Annotated in this window: 13 protein-coding genes and 2 tRNA genes; 5 read left to right on the forward strand and 10 right to left on the reverse strand. The window is 71.0% G+C overall.

All coding sequences use genetic code 11. The features are described from left to right. Positions 1-76: 76 nt before the first annotated feature. Positions 77-469 (forward strand): cyclic nucleotide-binding/CBS domain-containing protein, encoded by a 393-nt coding sequence (locus ACIBG6_RS15575; protein ID WP_055641419.1) that lies wholly within the window; start codon positions 77-79, stop codon positions 467-469. 61 nt (positions 470-530) lie between these two features. Here the strand turns inward: ACIBG6_RS15575 and ACIBG6_RS15580 are convergent, their stop codons facing one another. Further along, complete coding sequence (locus ACIBG6_RS15580) at positions 531-2,000, reverse strand: catalase (RefSeq protein ID WP_399223108.1); 1,470 nt, start codon at positions 1,998-2,000, stop codon at positions 531-533. Positions 2,001-2,152: 152 nt separating this feature from the next. Between ACIBG6_RS15580 and ACIBG6_RS15585 the strand changes: the two genes are divergently transcribed. Further along, positions 2,153-2,572, forward strand: coding sequence for a Fur family transcriptional regulator (locus ACIBG6_RS15585; protein ID WP_056643907.1), 420 nt, complete (start codon positions 2,153-2,155; stop codon positions 2,570-2,572). Between the two features lie 125 nt (positions 2,573-2,697). On the opposite strand, the gene ACIBG6_RS15590 is transcribed toward ACIBG6_RS15585, so the two are convergent. The 4 genes from ACIBG6_RS15590 to ACIBG6_RS15605 all read right to left on the reverse strand — a co-directional run bounded on the left by ACIBG6_RS15590 (position 2,698) and on the right by ACIBG6_RS15605 (position 8,045). Next, positions 2,698-2,771: transfer RNA gene (locus ACIBG6_RS15590), tRNA-Met, on the reverse strand. 72 nt (positions 2,772-2,843) lie between these two features. Next, positions 2,844-4,832: a tetratricopeptide repeat protein gene (locus ACIBG6_RS15595; RefSeq protein WP_399223109.1), complete on the reverse strand. Its 1,989-nt coding sequence runs from the start codon at positions 4,830-4,832 to the stop codon at positions 2,844-2,846. A gap of 202 nt (positions 4,833-5,034) precedes the next feature. Further along, a tRNA-Met gene (locus tag ACIBG6_RS15600) sits at positions 5,035-5,108 on the reverse strand. Between the two features lie 45 nt (positions 5,109-5,153). Then, positions 5,154-8,045, reverse strand: coding sequence for a UPF0182 family protein (locus ACIBG6_RS15605; RefSeq protein ID WP_399223371.1), 2,892 nt, complete (start codon positions 8,043-8,045; stop codon positions 5,154-5,156). Between the two features lie 136 nt (positions 8,046-8,181). Here ACIBG6_RS15605 and ACIBG6_RS15610 point away from each other — a divergent pair, with 136 nt between their 5' ends. Continuing rightward, entirely contained in the window at positions 8,182-8,733 is a 552-nt protein-coding gene (locus tag ACIBG6_RS15610; protein WP_329621264.1) for a PPA1309 family protein, read from the forward strand. Positions 8,734-8,824: 91 nt separating this feature from the next. Here ACIBG6_RS15610 and ACIBG6_RS15615 read toward each other — a convergent pair whose 3' ends face one another. From ACIBG6_RS15615 to ACIBG6_RS15630, 4 genes are all read right to left on the reverse strand, one after another. Continuing rightward, complete coding sequence (locus tag ACIBG6_RS15615; protein WP_399223110.1) at positions 8,825-9,913, reverse strand: PDZ domain-containing protein; 1,089 nt, start codon at positions 9,911-9,913, stop codon at positions 8,825-8,827. Positions 9,914-9,985: 72 nt separating this feature from the next. Next, the gene (locus ACIBG6_RS15620; RefSeq protein WP_399223111.1) at positions 9,986-10,213 is read right to left on the reverse strand and encodes a hypothetical protein; all 228 of its coding nucleotides are present in this window, start codon (positions 10,211-10,213) and stop codon (positions 9,986-9,988) included. A 149-nt stretch (positions 10,214-10,362) separates the two neighbouring features. Next, a complete protein-coding gene (locus ACIBG6_RS15625; RefSeq protein WP_317598947.1) occupies positions 10,363-10,824 on the reverse strand; it encodes a molybdenum cofactor biosynthesis protein MoaE in 462 nt (153 codons plus the stop codon). 115 nt (positions 10,825-10,939) lie between these two features. Further along, on the reverse strand, positions 10,940-12,049 hold the full coding sequence (locus tag ACIBG6_RS15630) for an SDR family oxidoreductase (protein ID WP_399223112.1): 1,110 nt from the start codon (positions 12,047-12,049) through the stop codon (positions 10,940-10,942). Between the two features lie 212 nt (positions 12,050-12,261). Between ACIBG6_RS15630 and ACIBG6_RS15635 the strand changes: the two genes are divergently transcribed. Beyond that, positions 12,262-13,728: a zinc-dependent metalloprotease gene (locus ACIBG6_RS15635; protein WP_399223113.1), complete on the forward strand. Its 1,467-nt coding sequence runs from the start codon at positions 12,262-12,264 to the stop codon at positions 13,726-13,728. Continuing rightward, positions 13,725-14,246, forward strand: a complete 522-nt coding sequence (locus ACIBG6_RS15640; protein WP_399223114.1) for an NUDIX hydrolase — start codon at positions 13,725-13,727, stop codon at positions 14,244-14,246. The genes ACIBG6_RS15635 and ACIBG6_RS15640 overlap by 4 nt, the downstream gene beginning before the upstream one ends. A 56-nt stretch (positions 14,247-14,302) precedes the next feature. On the opposite strand, the gene ACIBG6_RS15645 is transcribed toward ACIBG6_RS15640, so the two are convergent. Next, entirely contained in the window at positions 14,303-15,058 is a 756-nt protein-coding gene (locus tag ACIBG6_RS15645; RefSeq protein WP_399223115.1) for an AIM24 family protein, read from the reverse strand. Positions 15,059-15,067 lie beyond the last annotated feature (9 nt).

Here is a 15,067-nt window from a genome sequence, read left to right on the forward strand (position 1 = left end):
ACTCTGAGAGTCCCCCCACTTGTGAACTTGTGAATCACTTCTCTTTGAAGGATTCACGAAGGAGGTGGCTCCGCCCATGCTCGTCCGTGACGCCATGAGCACCGTGGTCCTCACCATCGGCCCCGCCCACACCCTCCGACAAGCAGCCCGCCTGATGTCGGCGCGCCGCGTCGGCGCGGCCGTCGTCCTCGACTCCGACGCCGGCGGGCTCGGCATCCTCACCGAGCGCGACATCCTCAACTCCCTCGCCCGGGACCAGGACCCCGACGTCGAGACCGCGGGCTCCCACACCACCCATGACGTCGTCTTCGCCGCGCCCACCTGGACCCTGGCGGAGGCGGCCGAGGCGATGACGCACGGCGGCTTCCGCCACCTCGTCGTCCTCGACGACCGGGGACCCGTCGGCATCGTCTCCGTACGGGACATCATCCGCTGCTGGATCCCGGTGCACAGCGTCGCCGGCCGATGAACGAGGCCGGGCCGGACTCCGTACGGAGTCCGGCCCGGGTCCCTACCTACGACAAGCGCCCTCAGCCACGCAGGGCCTGGACCGCGGCGTCGAGCCGCTTGCCGAAGTCACCGTCCGCCTGGCGGAAGTTGTCGATCGCCCGCTCGGCGATGTCGTCCCGCGAGACCTTGGCGATGAAGCCCGCCAGGTTCTCGACGAGACGGCCCTTCTCGTCCTCCGACATCAGGCGGTAGAGGTTGCCCGCCTGGACGAAGTCGCTGTCCTCGGCGTGCGAGGGGGCGGCGTGGTCACCGGTGAGGCCGGTGACGGGGAGCGGCTGCCACAGCGGACGGTCCGTCTGGAACGGGCCGCCGAAGCTGTTCGGCTCGTAGTTCTTCGCGCCCTTGTGGCGGCCGTCGTAGAGGTGGCCGTCACGGGAGTTGGTGCGCGCCTCGGTGGCGTGCGGGCGGTTCACCGGCAGGTGGTCGGCGTTGATGCCGACGCGGTAGCGGTGGGCGTCGCCGTAGGCGAAGAGACGGCCCTGGAGCATCTTGTCCGGGGACGGACCGATGCCGGGCACGAAGTGCGCCGGGCTGAAGATCGACTGCTCGACCTCGGCGAAGACGTTCTCCGGGTTGCGGTTGAGCTCCAGCTTGCCGATCTCGATCGGCGGGTAGTCCTCGTGCGGCCACACCTTGGTGAGGTCGAACGGGTTGAAGCGGTACTCGGCGGCCTCGGCCGCGGGCATGATCTGGACCTGCACGGTCCAGGTCGGGAAGTCGCCGCGCTCGATGGACTCGCGCAGGTCGCGCTGGTGCGAGTCCGGGTCCTCGCCGGCGAGGCGGTTGGCCTCGGCCTGGGTGAGGTTCTTGATGCCCTGGTCGGTCTTGAAGTGGTACTTGACCCAGAAGACCTCGCCGGCCTCGTTGTTCCACTGGAACGTGTGCGAGCCGTAGCCGTTCATGTGGCGGTACGAGGCGGGGATGCCGCGGTCGCCGAACAGCCAGGTGACCTGGTGGGTCGACTCCGGGGAGAGGCCCCAGAAGTCCCAGACGTTGTCCGCCTCCTGCGAGCCCGAGTACGGGTCGCGCTTCTGGGTGTGGATGAAGTCGGGGAACTTGATGGCGTCCTTGATGAAGAACACCGGGGTGTTGTTGCCGACGAGGTCGTAGTTGCCCTCTTCGGTGTAGAACTTCAGCGCCCAGCCGCGGGGGTCGCGGACCGCGTCGGCCGCACCGAGGTTGCCCGCGACGGTGGAGAAGCGCAGGAACGTCTCGGTCTCCTTGCCGACCTCGGAGAGGAACGCGGCGCGCGTCCACTGCGAGACGTCACGGGTGAGGGTGAAGGTGCCGTAGGCGCCCGCACCGCGCGCGTGGACCACGCGCTCCGGGATGCGCTCACGGTTGAAGTGGGCGAGCTTCTCCAGGAGGAGCTGGTCCTGCACGAGGACCGGTCCGCCGACGCCCGCCGTCTCGCTGTTCTGGTTGTCGGCGACCGGCGCGCCGGCCTCCGTGGTGAGCGGTCCCTGCGTCACGTGCGCCTCCTGCGTCATGTCCTGCGAGTCCTGTCGATCGACCCGGCCCCTTGCTCGAGACCTTGGTCAATGCCGGTTTTGATCCTACAATAGACATTGTCTAAGTCAAGTAGACTTCCAAAGTCACACCCGTTCGGGACCCGGTTCCCCCGACTGTTAGGCTGGCGCCCATGAGTGACCTGTTGGAACGACTGCGCGGACGCGGCTGGCGGATGACCGCGCAGCGGCGCGTCGTGGCCGAGGTCCTCGACGGGGATCATGTGCACCTGACCGCCGACGAGGTCCATGCCCGTGCCGTGTCGCGGCTGCCCGAGATCTCGCGCGCGACCGTGTACAACACGCTGGGCGAGATGGTCACGCTCGGCGAGGTCATGGAGGTCGCGACGGACGGCCGCGCCAAGCGGTACGACCCCAACGCCCACCGCCCGCACCAGCACCTGGTCTGCGGCCGCTGCGGCGCCATCCGCGACGTCCACCCGGCGGGCGACCCGATGGCGGACCTGCCGGACACGGAGCGCTTCGGCTTCACCATCTCGAACGTCGAGGTCACGTACCGCGGCATCTGCCCGAGCTGCGCGACGACGGCCTGACACCGTGACGAGAAAAGCCCCCGCTCCGGCGGGGGCCTTTCTCGTTGTCGCCGTCTCCCCCTCGGGGAACACGACGAAGGCCCGGATCCGATCGAAACCGGATCCGGGCCTTCGTTGCTACTGAGTAGCGGGGACAGGATTTGAACCTGCGACCTCTGGGTTATGAGCCCAGCGAGCTACCGAGCTGCTCCACCCCGCGTCGGTAAACACGACTCTACGGGACGCCCCCCGACCAGCGCAAATTCGTTATCGCGCGGCCATCACGCGGTTCTCACGCGGTCAGCTCCTGGTGCAGTGCCTCGCTCAGCCGGGCCGCTCGCTCGGCGACCTCCGCCGGGCCCAGCTCCACCGCGCGGGCGCACCAGTGCCGCCCCTCGGTGAGCTCGCCCCGGCGCGCCGCGAGCAGCGCGAGCCGGAGCGCGGCGCGGCCGTGGCCGGCCCGGGCGGCCCGGGTCCACCAGAGCGCGGCCTCGCGCTCGCTGCCCTCGCGGGCGAGGAGCAGCCCGAGGTTGAAGGCGCCGTTGCGGCTGCCCGCCTCCGCCGCCTCGCGGTACCAGCGGTCGGCCTCGGCGAGGTCGCCGCGGCCCGCGGCGAGCATCCCCACCCGCACCTGGGCGCGCCGGTGGCCCTGCTGTGCGGCCCGCTCGTACCACTCCTCGCACTCGGTCTTCTCGTCCCGGGGCGCGCCGAGCACGGCGGGGCCGGGGTCGGGGCGGCGCGCGTCGAGGACCGTGGCCAGCCGGAAGGCGGCCTCGGCGCTGCCGCCGCCGGCCGCACACCGCAGGTGCCGCTCGGCGGTCCGCTCGTCGCCGTCGCGCAGGGCGGCGATGCCGACCTGGAGGGCGGCCTCGGTGTGCCCGGCGGCGGCGGCCCGCTCGTACCACACCAGGGCCGTACGGTCGTCGTCGCGGCCCGCGTGGAGGATGCCCAGGTTGAAGGCGGCGTCCACACTGCCGGCCTCGGCGGCCTTGGAGAACCACGGCTCGGCCCCGTTGGCGTCGCCGGCCTGGAGGAGCAGCACGGCGAGCGCGTTGGCGGCCTCACGGTGGCCCGCGTAGGCGGCGCGGCGGTACCACTGCTCGGCCTGCGGGATCCGGTCCTGGGCGGCGCAGAGCAGCCCGAGGTTGTACGCCCCGTTCACGTCGCCCGCGTCCATGGCGGCGCGATACCAGCGCTCCGCGGTCTGCTGCTCGCCCCGGGCCGCGTGCAGCGCCCCGAGGGCGTTGGCGGCGTTGCCGTCGCCGTCCTGGGCGGCGCGCAGCCACCACACGGCGGCGCTCTCCTGGTCGCCCGCGTCGCGGAGGAGGAAGCCGAGGGCGCAGGCGGCCTTGGCCTCGCCCTCCTTGGCGGAGCTCAGGTACCAGCGGCCGGCCTCCTTGAGGTCGCCGCGCTTCTCCAGGATCGCGCCGAGGTGCAGAGCGGCGCGCCGGTGCCCGCGGGCGGCGGCCTGCCGGAACCACTGCTCGGCCTCGGTGACCTCGCCCTTCGGCGGGGCGGGGTCCGTCACGCCGCCGGGCGCCGCGCCCGCCGGAGGGACCGCGCTCGCCGTGCCGCCGGGCACACGAAGCCGGGAGCCGGTGTCGTGCGGCCCACGGCCGGCCTCGTGGGGCCCGCGGCCCGGGTCGGTCGCGCGGCGCTCCAGGGCCAGGGCGAGGCGGTAGGCGGCCTCGCGGTGGCCCTGCTCGGCGGCGGCGCGCAGCCAGCGCTCGGCGCCGACGTCGCTGCGGTGCTCCAGGAGGTCGGCGAGGGCGTAGGCGCCGAGGGCGTGGCCCTGCTCGGCGGCCTGGCGCAGCCAGTACTCGGCGGCCGGCTCGTCCCCGCGCTCGCGGTGGTGGCGGCCCAGGGCGTGGGCGGCGGGCGCGGAGCCCGCGACGGCGGCGACCCGCCACCAGCCGGCGGCCTCGTCGGCGTATCCCCGCTGGTGGAGCAGGACGCCCAGGTTGTTCGCCGCGGCCCGGTCCCCCTCGGCGGTGGCGCCGCGCAGGTAGGGCTCGGCGCCGTCGAGGTCACCGCGGCGCAGCAGCAGCGCGCCGAGCGCGCTCATCGAGGCGAGGTCTCCGCGCTCGGCCGCGCGCCGGTGGCGCGCCTCGCTCTCGGTTTCCGTCTCGTTCTCGGTGTCGGCATCGGTCTCGGCGGTGGTGTCGACGGCCGCATCGACGGCCCCTACTGCCTCGATGATCTCGTCCGCGGCGTTTCTGGCGTGCCGCTGCACAAACCGCCCTGTCTCCAACAGAGTTGCCCTGTCCCCCATAAATACCATCGTCGCACCACCCGCAACCCGAGCACACCTGGTATACCGCAGCCAGTGAGGTCACTCAGCGTTTTGTCGACATGCCCACAGAGAGACAAGTCAAACACGCCTCACACCAACTCGCCCCCTCCGTACCGCTCTTCGGTGCCCTCCGTCATCTCGACACACGACGAAGGCCCGGATCCTTATGGATCCGGGCCCTCGTTCTGAGTAGCGGGGACAGGATTTGAACCTGCGACCTCTGGGTTATGAGCCCAGCGAGCTACCGAGCTGCTCCACCCCGCGTCGGTGAAACCACAGTATCACGACGCGGGGATGGAAAACCTCAGGTCAGGCGCCTGATCCCGAGCTCTTGAGCTTCGCTCCGGCGTCCGCCGCGCGCTGGAGAGCGTCCTGCAGCTCCTCCTGCGCCTTGCCGTACGCCGTCCAGTCGCCCTTCTGCAGCGCCGCCTCACCCGCGTCGTACGCCTTCTGGGCGTCGGCGATCGCCGCCTTCAGAGCGGCGTCGTTCGACGTCGGCGGCGGGGGTGTGGTGCCCGGCGGCGGGGTCGTGGGCGGCGTCGGTGCCTCCACCCCGAAGACCGCGTTCAGCGCGTTGGTGAGGTTGTCCTCGAACACGGTGGTGTCCTTGGTCGTGTCACCGTCCGGCTGGTCCGCGTCCACGTAGGACACGGCGACCTTCTTCAGGAGCGGGTAGAGCGCGTTGCGGCCCTGGGCGTACACCGGCTCCACGTACAGGAACCCGCCGTCGAGCGGCACGGTCAGCAGGTTGCCGTACTGGATGTCGGAGTCGGCGCCCTTCATGTCCCGGACGAACTGGGCGACGTCCGGGAGACCGTTGAGCTTGCTCTGCACCTGGGCCGGGCCCGGCACGTCCTCGGTGACCCGCAGCAGTCTCAGCCGGCCGTACTCCTTGCTGGTGGCGTCGGCGTCGACCGCCATGAAGCCGCCCAGGTTGGGCCGGCCGTTCGGCGTGAACGTCGTCGTCAGCGAGAAGCGCTGCGCCGCGTCCCCGGGCATCTTCATGCTCAGGTAGTACGGCGGGACCGCGTTGCCGTCCTTGTTGGTCGGGTCGTCCGGCACCTGCCAGGCGTCCGAGCCGCTGTAGAACTGCGCGGGGTCGGTGACGTGATAGCGGGTCAGCAGCTCGCGCTGGACCTTGAACATGTCCTGCGGGTACCGCAGGTGCTCCATCAGGTCGCCGTTGATCTCGGACTTCGCCTTCACCGTGCCCGGGAAGGCCTTCATCCAGGTCTTGAGGACCGGGTCCTGCGTGTCCCACTGGTAGAGGTTCACCGCGCCGTCGTACGCGTCGACGGTGGCCTTCACCGAGTTGCGGATGTAGTTGACCTGGTTCTGCTGGGCGACGACCGTCCGCTGCTGGTTGCCGACGGTCAGGGAGTCGGCCGTGGTGTCGCCGAGCGTGGTGCGCGAGGCGTACGGGTAGCCGTTGGTCGTCGTGTAGGCGTCGACGATCCACTGGATCCGCCCGTTGACGACCGCCGGGTAGGCGTCGCCGTCGATGGTCAGCCAGGGCGCGACGGCCTCGACGCGCTCCTTGGGGGTGCGGTTGTAGAGGATCCGCGAGCCCTCGCCGATGGCCCCCGAGTAGAGGATCTGCGGCTCGCTGAAGGCCACCGCGTAGGCGGCGCGGTTGAACGCGCCGGAGAGGCTGACGCCGCTCTTCTCCTTGTAGCTGGTGGTCTTCTCGCCGTTCTCCTCGTAGTCCAGCTCCTTCTGCGGGCCGCCCACGATCGAGTACTGGTCGGTCTTCTCGCCGTAGTAGATCCGCTGCTGGTACTCGCCCACGTCACCGGTGGTCGGCAGGCCGGACTCGGTGAAGACCGGGGAGCCGTTGGCGTCCGTCGTCGTACCCGTGGCCATGATCGCGCCGTAGCCGTGGGTGTAGGTGAAGTGGTCGTTGATCCAGTTCCGCTTCGGGATGCCCTTGATGTTGAGCTCCCGCAGACCGATGACCGTGTCCTTGCCCTGGTAGCGGTCCACGTCCAGGGTCGTCGGGAACTGGTAGTACTTCCGCTTCTGCTCCAGCTGCTGGAACGTCGGCGAGACGATGTTCGGGTCGAGGACGCGGTAGCTGGCCGCCGAGTCGGCGTCCGTGCGGAGCTGGTCCTTGGCCTTGACCGTCGACTTGCCCGAGTAGTTCTCGGGTTTCGTCGAGTCGATCGCGTACGCCTTGCGGGTCGCGTCGATGTTCTTCTGGATGTACGGCGCTTCCTTGGCCTGCTCGTTCGGCTGGACCTGGAACTTCTGCACGATGGCCGGGTACAGGCCGCCGATCAGGATCGCGGAGAGCACCATCAGGCCGAAGCCGATCACCGGCAGCTGCCAGGTCCGGCGCCAGAGCGTCGCGAAGAACAGCACGGCGCAGATCGCGGCGATGCAGAAGAGGATGGTCTTCGCCGGCAGGTACGCGTTGGCGTCGACGTACCGCAGTCCCGTCCAGTTGCCGGTGGCCTTGAAGTCGCTGGACTTCACGGCCAGGCCGTACCGGTCGAGCCAGTACGCCACGGCCTTGAGCGAGACGAAGACGCCGAGCAGCACCGAGAGGTGACCGGTCGCGGCGGCGGTCGCGCGGGCGCCCGGGCTGGTGATCCGCAGTCCGCCGTACAGGTAGTGCGTGAGCGCGGCGGCGATCAGCGACAGGACGGTGGCGGCGAAGCCGAAGGCGAGGAGGAAGCGGTACCAGGGCAGGTCGAACGCGTAGAACGACACGTCGAGCCCGAACTGCGGGTCCTTCTGGCCGAACTTCACGCCGTTGATCCACATGAGCCAGGTACGCCACTGGCCCGAGGCGGAGGCTCCGGCGATCAGCCCCACCAGGACCGTGACCGCGAGGAGCACCCACTTCTTGAAGGGGGCGACCCCCATCCGGTACCGGTCGAGGCTCTGCTGCTCCAGCGACATCGCGCTGAGCGGCGGGCGCAGCCGGTACGCCAGCCAGATGTTCAGGCCGACGGCGAGCCCCATGAGGAGACCGAAGACGGCGAAGAGGCCGACCTTGGTCCACAGGGTGGTGGTGAACACGGACGAGTACTCGACCGAGCGGTACCAGAGCCAGTCCGTCCAGAACCCGGCGAACATCACGAACGCCATGGCCAGGACGGCCAGCACCCCGAGTGTCATGAGCAGGGTGCGGGCCCGCCGGGACGGCCGGCCGACTCTCATCCTCGGCCCGGACGGGCTACCGCCGCGGTCCGGCATCTGGAAAGCCAACGTGCGCCCCTCGATGTTGATGCGTCTGAAAAGCAGGCCCCGCGATCGTAGAGCCCACTGGTGCAACTTACTGAGGCTTTACCTAGTTCCCGTCTTCGGGGGAAGAGGAGGCAGGATATTGGTCATGTCCAACGTTTCCCCCTCAGGCCCGGCGATGGCCGCGAGCCCCCTCACCCGCGCGGTACTCGAGATCGACGAGTACGCGTCGGGTCTCGGCTGGAACCAGCCGGCCCGTCTGTTCGCCCTCGTCGACACCGCACGGCTCCGCGCCAAGGAGCCCGCCCTCGCCTCCCAGCTCGGCCTGGGCGACGACGCCACCGCCTTCACCCCCATCGAGCAGGACAAGCTGCCGCGCGGGAAGCCGCTCGACGACTTCCTCGGCACGATCGCCTGGCCCGCCTCCGTGGCGGGCTGCGCCCTGACGGTGGAGCGGCTGATGCTGCCGCCGTCGGCGGAGTCCCAGGTGCCGCAGGGGCTGAGCGAGAAGCAGCTCGCCAAGTGGGTGGCCGCCCACCCGGACCGCCAGGAGGTCCGGATGACCGTGGCGGTGCTGCGCGGCGGCGCCCGCGAGGCGGCGATCCGGCTGCGCGAGAAGGACACGACCACCGAGGTCCTGACCGGCCCCGACCTGGTGCCCGGCCTCGCCGAGGCGCTGGCGGCGACCTTCGAGTCCTAGACGGCCCGCAGCCGCCGCCGGTCCACGGCGACGGTACGAGAAGGGGCGCCCGGTCGGAAGACCGGGCGCCCCTCGTGCGTGTCCGGGCCGGTCAGCTCTTCGAGCAGCTCGGCAGGTTCGCCGTGTCGCCCTCGCGGAGCTTCTCCAGCGACTTCGTGGCGTCGTCGATGGTGTCCACCTTGATCAGGGTCAGACCGTCGGGCGTGTCGGAGGCGGCGGACGCGCAGTTGTCGGCGGGGGTGAGGAAGTACCTCGCGCCCGCCTTGCGCGCGCCGACGAGCTTCATGTCGATGCCGCCGATCGGGCCGACCTTCCCCTTGTCGTCGATGGTGCCCGTGCCGGCGACGAAGGCGCCGCCGGTGAGGCTCTCCGGGGTGAGCTTGTCGACGATGCCGAGGGCGAACATCAGACCGGCGCTGGGGCCGCCGACGTCGGCGAGGTTGATGTCGATGGTGAACGGGAAGACGTGGTCGGTTCCGGCCTGGATGCCGACGATGGCCCGGTCGCCCTCTTCGGAGGTGGCGGTCTTGATGACCACCTTCCGGGTGACGGTGGGCTCCTTGCCGGCCTTCTCGGCCTCGGCCGCCTCCTTGGCGGGGACGATCGTGAACACGACGTCCTGGCCGGGCTTGCGCTTCGTGACCTGCTCGGCGACATCGCCCGGCTCGGTGACGGTCACGCCGTCGACGGCCCTGATGACGTCACCGGCGTGCAGCTTGCCCTCCGCCGGGGAGTCCTTGACGACGGTGGCGACGATGACCCGGCTGGTCACCGGGATGCCCAGCTCCCCGAGGGCGGCCACCTTGGCGCTCTCCTGGGACTGGCTGAACTCCTCGGCGTTCTCCTGGCTCGACTGCTCCTCGGTCTTGCCGTCCGGATAGAGCGTGTCGTGCGGCACCACCACGTTGTCGTGGGCGAGCCAGCCGTAGACCGCCTCGACGGCGTTCATCTTGTAGTCCGCGCTGGTGACACGGACCGTCGTCATGTTGAGGTGGCCGTCGGTCGGGTAGGTCTTGCGTCCGGAGATCGAGAGGACGGGCTCTCCCCTGGCCTCTCCGAGGGTGTTGACCGTGGGGCCGGGACTCATCTCCGCGTAGGGCACCGGGATCAGGACGCCTGCGATGAGCAGACAGATCAACACCAGGGTGGAGGCGAGCATCGTCGCGGTGCGGCGTGGCATGGAACGACAGTACGGGACTCGCCTGTGGGTGCACCCCTGGGGCGGTCCGTACGGGGCGGCCCGCGGGCCGCGTCAGCCGGACGTCGTGGAGACGGGGGCGACCGTGCCGGCCGTCTCGCGCTCCTGGACGACGGAGTCGGCCGTCGTGATGTGGGATCGCTCCATCGCGTCCCGGAATCGGGCGTAGCCGGCGAGCTCGGCCACGTCACCTGTCGTCTTGTTCCTCGAAGCCCAGCTTCCCCATATCGCCGCGCCGACGACTGCGAAAAGCGGAATCAGCAACCAGGCCAGCGCTGCCATCCCGACCTCCCATCCCCAGTGAGTTGACCAGCAGACTATTCATCTGTGGCATCAACGCTGCTGCCTGGGGGCCGGTTACGCAAATCGGGCGTTCGGCTACGCGCTGTCGGCGCGTCGCCTTGCGGTCCCGAGCCGTGCACGGAAGGCCCTCAACAGGCGCCGACCCACTCTTCGGTGCCGTCCGAGAAGGTCTGGTGCTTCCAGATCGGGACCTCGTGCTTGAGGTCGTCGATGAGCTTGCGGCAGGCCTCGAAGGCTTCGCCGCGGTGGGGGCAGGAGACGGCGACGACGACCGCGATGTCACCGATCCGGAGGTCGCCGACGCGGTGGACGGCGGCCAGCGCGCGGACCGGGTAGTTGGCGACGACCTTCTCCGCGACGCGGCGCAGCTCCGCCTCGGCGGTGGGGTGGCAGGAGTAGCCGAGCCCGTCGACGTCCGCCCCTCCGTCGTGGTTGCGCACGGTGCCGACGAAGAGCGTCGTGCCGCCGGAGGCGTCGTCACCGACGGCCCGGAAGACCTCGTCCACGGAGAGGGGGGTCTCCCGGATCGCGAGGAGCTTGATCGGGTCGGCGGCGGCCTGCTCGCCAGGGTGGTCGTGGGTGCGTGCCATGCACCCATGGTGCCGTACGCCCTCGACATCCCGGAATAGCGGTTTCGACCGGTCGTCGGAACCCTCCGTAGGAGGGTTCTACAGGCCGCCCGTCCGGCCCCGCCCCGGGCGCGGGTCAGATCCCGCGCCGCTTCCGCATCTGCCGGACGAGCGCCGCCGTGCCGAGCAGCGCCACCGTCGCGCCGGCCGCGCCCGCCGCCGTCGCGTCCTTGCGGCCCAGGCGGCGGCCGGCGACCGTGTGACGGCCCTCGACCTCCTCCAGGAGCGCGGTGAGGACCTCCTCGTTGGTCCACTTCGGCCGCCAGCCGGCGTCGTGCAGCCGTCCGACGCTCACCACCCAGGGGTGCATGGTGTAGGCGAGGTCGCCCGCCGGGGACGGGGTGAGCCCGATCCGGTGGAGGCGGGCCGCGGCGCCGAGGGCGACGGCCGAGGGGAGCTCCATGCGTCGGATCCCGGAGAGCTCCTCGACCTCCTCCTGTTCCAGCCAGCCCTCGCAGCCGACCGCGAACTCGCCGTCGACCTTCTCCAGGGCCGCGTACTCCAGCGCGCTCACCAGGTCCTCGACGTGGCAGAACTGCCAGGTGGGGCGGGAGCCGGCGACGACGAGCAGCCGGGGCGACTCGAAGTAGCGGGTCAGCGCCGTGTCCGTACCGCCGACGAGGACGGCGGGGCGGACCACGGTGACGTTGAGTCCGGGGTGCGCGCGGGGAGCACGGCGGCCGAGGCGCTCGATCTCCAGCATGTCGCCGACGCCGGTGGCCTCCGCCGTCGCCCTGAGCTCGGCGTCCTCGGAGAGCGGGATGTCGTTGTCGGGCAGGGCGCCGTAGACCATCGCGGAGGTGCAGAGCACCACGCGGTGCACGCCGGCCGCCGCGGCGGCGGTCAGGACGGTCTGCGTGCCGCGCACGTTGTAGGCCGTTCGGGCGGCGGGGTCGGTCTCCAGGTCGAGATCGACGGCGAGGTGCACGACGACGTCCGCGCCGCGCAGCTTCTCCGCGATGGCCGGATCTCGTACGTCGAGGATGTGCCACCGCGCTTCGGCGACGTCGCCGCGACGCTCGTCGATCGCGACGACCTGCTTGATCTCGTCGGAGGCGGCAAGGCGCCTGGTCAGCAGGTCACCCACGCCGGAGGCGGCGCCGGTGACCGCGACGACGGGGCCGCGCGCGGCGGACCGGGTTGAGTGGTTTCGCGCTCCGCGAACCTGAGGATCTGGGGAACTCACCGGGCGTCTCCAGCGGTTGTCTTCAGTACGTACACGCATGACGCGTACGGACCAGGTGGCGTCCATCCTGCCGCAGGGCACGGCCCGGCGGAGCACCGAGCCCATTTCCGGCCCGGATGTCTACGCTGGTGGTGTGCGGGGCCTGTTCTCAGGCCCTGGTCGGGCAGTCGCCGTCGGCAGGAGGCCGGCGGCCCTACGAGCCGAGGAAACCTGTGAGTGACACCCCATTCGGATTCGGCCTTCCGCCGGAGGAGCCGGAGAACGGCGACGAGGGCAAGAAGAAGGACCCCGCCGGAGGTGGCCAGGGCTCCGGCGGCCAGGGCGGCAACCCGTTCGGGGCGAACCCGTTCGGGTTCGGCGGGCTGCCCGGCATGGGCGGGCTGGGCGGTCAGAGCGGAGCGGACAATCCGTTCGCGGCGATGTTCGGCTCGCTGAACCCCAACGATCTGGGCGCGGCCTTCCAGCAGCTCGGGCAGATGCTCAGCTACGAGGGCGGTCCCGTGAACTGGGACATGGCCAAGCAGATCGCCCGCCAGGTCGTGGCCCAGGGCACCGCCGACGGCACCAAGGATGCCAGTGTGGGCCCCGCCGAGAAGGCGGCGGTCGAGGAGGCCGTGCGCCTGGCCGATCTGTGGCTGGACGGCGTGACCTCGCTGCCCTCGGGCGCGAGCACGGCGGTGGCGTGGAGCCGCGCGGAGTGGGTCGAGGCGACGCTGCCGGCGTGGCAGCAGCTCGTGGACCCGGTCGCCGAGCGGGTCGGCGCGGCGATGGGCGACGTCCTGCCGGAGGAGATGCAGGCCATGGCCGGCCCGCTGATCGGCATGATGCGCTCGATGGGCGGCGCCATGTTCGGCCAGCAGATCGGGCAGGCCGTGGGCGCGCTCGCCGGTGAGGTCGTCGGCTCGACCGACGTCGGTCTGCCGCTCGGCCCGGCCGGGCGCGCGGCGCTGCTCCCGCTGAACGTGGAGGCGTTCGGCAAGGACCTGGGCGTGCCCTCGGACGAGGTGCGGCTCTACCTGGCGCTGCGCGAGGCCGCCCACCAGCGGCTCTTCGCGCACGTGCCGTGGCTGCGGGCGCATCTGTTCGGCGCGGTCGAGGGGTACGCGCGCGGGATCAAGGTCGACACCTCGAAGCTGGAGGAGGCGGTCGGCCAGCTCGACCCCACGCACCCCGAGCAGCTTCAGGAGGCACTCCAGCAGGGCATGTTCCAGCCGGAGGACACCCCGGAGCAGAAGGCGGCCCTGGCCCGTCTGGAGACGGCGCTCGCGCTGGTCGAGGGCTGGGTGGACGCGGTGGTCCACGAGGCCGCCAAGTCGCGGCTGACCTCGGCGGACGCGCTGCGCGAGACACTGCGCCGCCGCCGGGCCTCGGGCGGTCCCGCCGAGCAGACCTTCGCGACGCTGATCGGTCTGGAGCTGCGTCCGCGGCGGCTGCGGGACGCGGCGCGCCTGTGGGCGTCCCTCACGGACGCGCGCGGGGTCGACGGCCGGGACGGTCTGTGGGAGCACCCGGACATGCTGCCGACGGCGACCGACCTGGACGACCCGGACGGCTTCGTCCACCGCGAGCACCTCGACTTCTCGGAGCTGGACAAGATGCTCGGCGAGGCGGCGAAGGGTGACCCCGGGAAGGGAGACTCCGGCAGGGGCGACGCGGAGGACGGGGACGACAAGGCGTGAGTCTGCACGATGACGCGGTCCTCGTACTGAAGGCGTACGAGGACCAGCCGGAGCTGCGGGACGTCTACCTGGAGCACCTCGCGGCCCACCCGGACGGCATGTACAAGCCGTGCGGGGCGGGTCACCTCACGGGGAGCGCGCTGGTGATCGACCCGTCGCGGGGCCAGGTGCTGCTGACGCTGCACAAGAAGCTGGGCATGTGGCTGCAGATGGGTGGTCACTGCGAGCCGGGTGACGTGACGCTGGAGGCGGCCGCGCTGCGCGAGGCGACGGAGGAGTCCGGGATCGCGGGCCTGACGCTGCTGCCGGGCGGTCCGGTGCGGCTCGACCGGCATCCGATTCCGGCGCCGTGCCACTGGCACCTGGACGTGCAGTACGCCGCGCTCGCTCCGGCGGGGGCCGCGGCGGAGATCAGCGAGGAGTCGCTGGACCTTCGCTGGTTCCCGTACGAGCAGGCGGCCGGTGTGGCGGACACGTCGGTGGTGCGGCTGGTCGAGAGCACGCTCGCCCGTCTGTGACGGACATGGGTGAGGGGCGGTCGCCTGGGCGACCGCCCCTCACCCATGTGTCGTGCTCAGTTCCAGGCGTTGTTCTGGTTCTGCGCGTGGGCGCCCTGCTGGCCCGCGCCGAACTGGGCGGCGATGCCCTGGCCGATGGCCGCGTTCTGCGGGGGCATGACCTCGCTGGGCTGGACGAGCGCGAAGCCCTGGCCGAGGAAGCTGAGCTCCCAGCCCTCGCCCGTGTCGCCGCGGCGGCGGCGGACGCTGGAGTTGTGCGTCTGCGCCTGCATCTGGACGCGCAGCCCGGTCGACCAGGCGACGATCGCGTCCGCGTCGACGCTCACGTACTTCTCGGGCGTGACCAGCATCATCAGGGGCTGGCCCGAGGTCATCAGGGCGACCTTGCCGCGGCCGGAGATGTTGAGCTGGTACTTGCCGGAGCCGGAGATGCCGTACTGGCTGTCGACGGCGATGACCTCGGTGTGCAGCGTCGAGTCGAGCGCCAGGACGTAGGCGCTGTCGACGGTCAGCCCTTCCTGGTCGACCTCCACGACGTGGACGTTCTGGGCGAGGTTGGCGAAGTAGACCGTGCCCTGGCCGGAGCAGCGCATCAGGTCGAGACCCTCGCCGGTGCGGGCGCGGGCCCGGCGCTGGTTCGGGGTCTGGTACTCGCCGTCGAAGTCGACGAGCCCCTGGTACGCGACCATGGCGCCCTTACGAGCGAGGATGTCGTCCTGCCCGGTCAGGCTGACCCGCAGGAGCTGCGGGTTCTGGATGACGTACCGCTCCTGGCTCTGCTGTTCGGCGTGGTTGAAAAGCGGGCTCTGCATGGTGTGTTC

The sequence above is a fragment of the Streptomyces sp. NPDC050842 genome, assembly GCF_044456565.1.
In the GTDB taxonomy this organism is placed as follows: domain Bacteria; phylum Actinomycetota; class Actinomycetes; order Streptomycetales; family Streptomycetaceae; genus Streptomyces.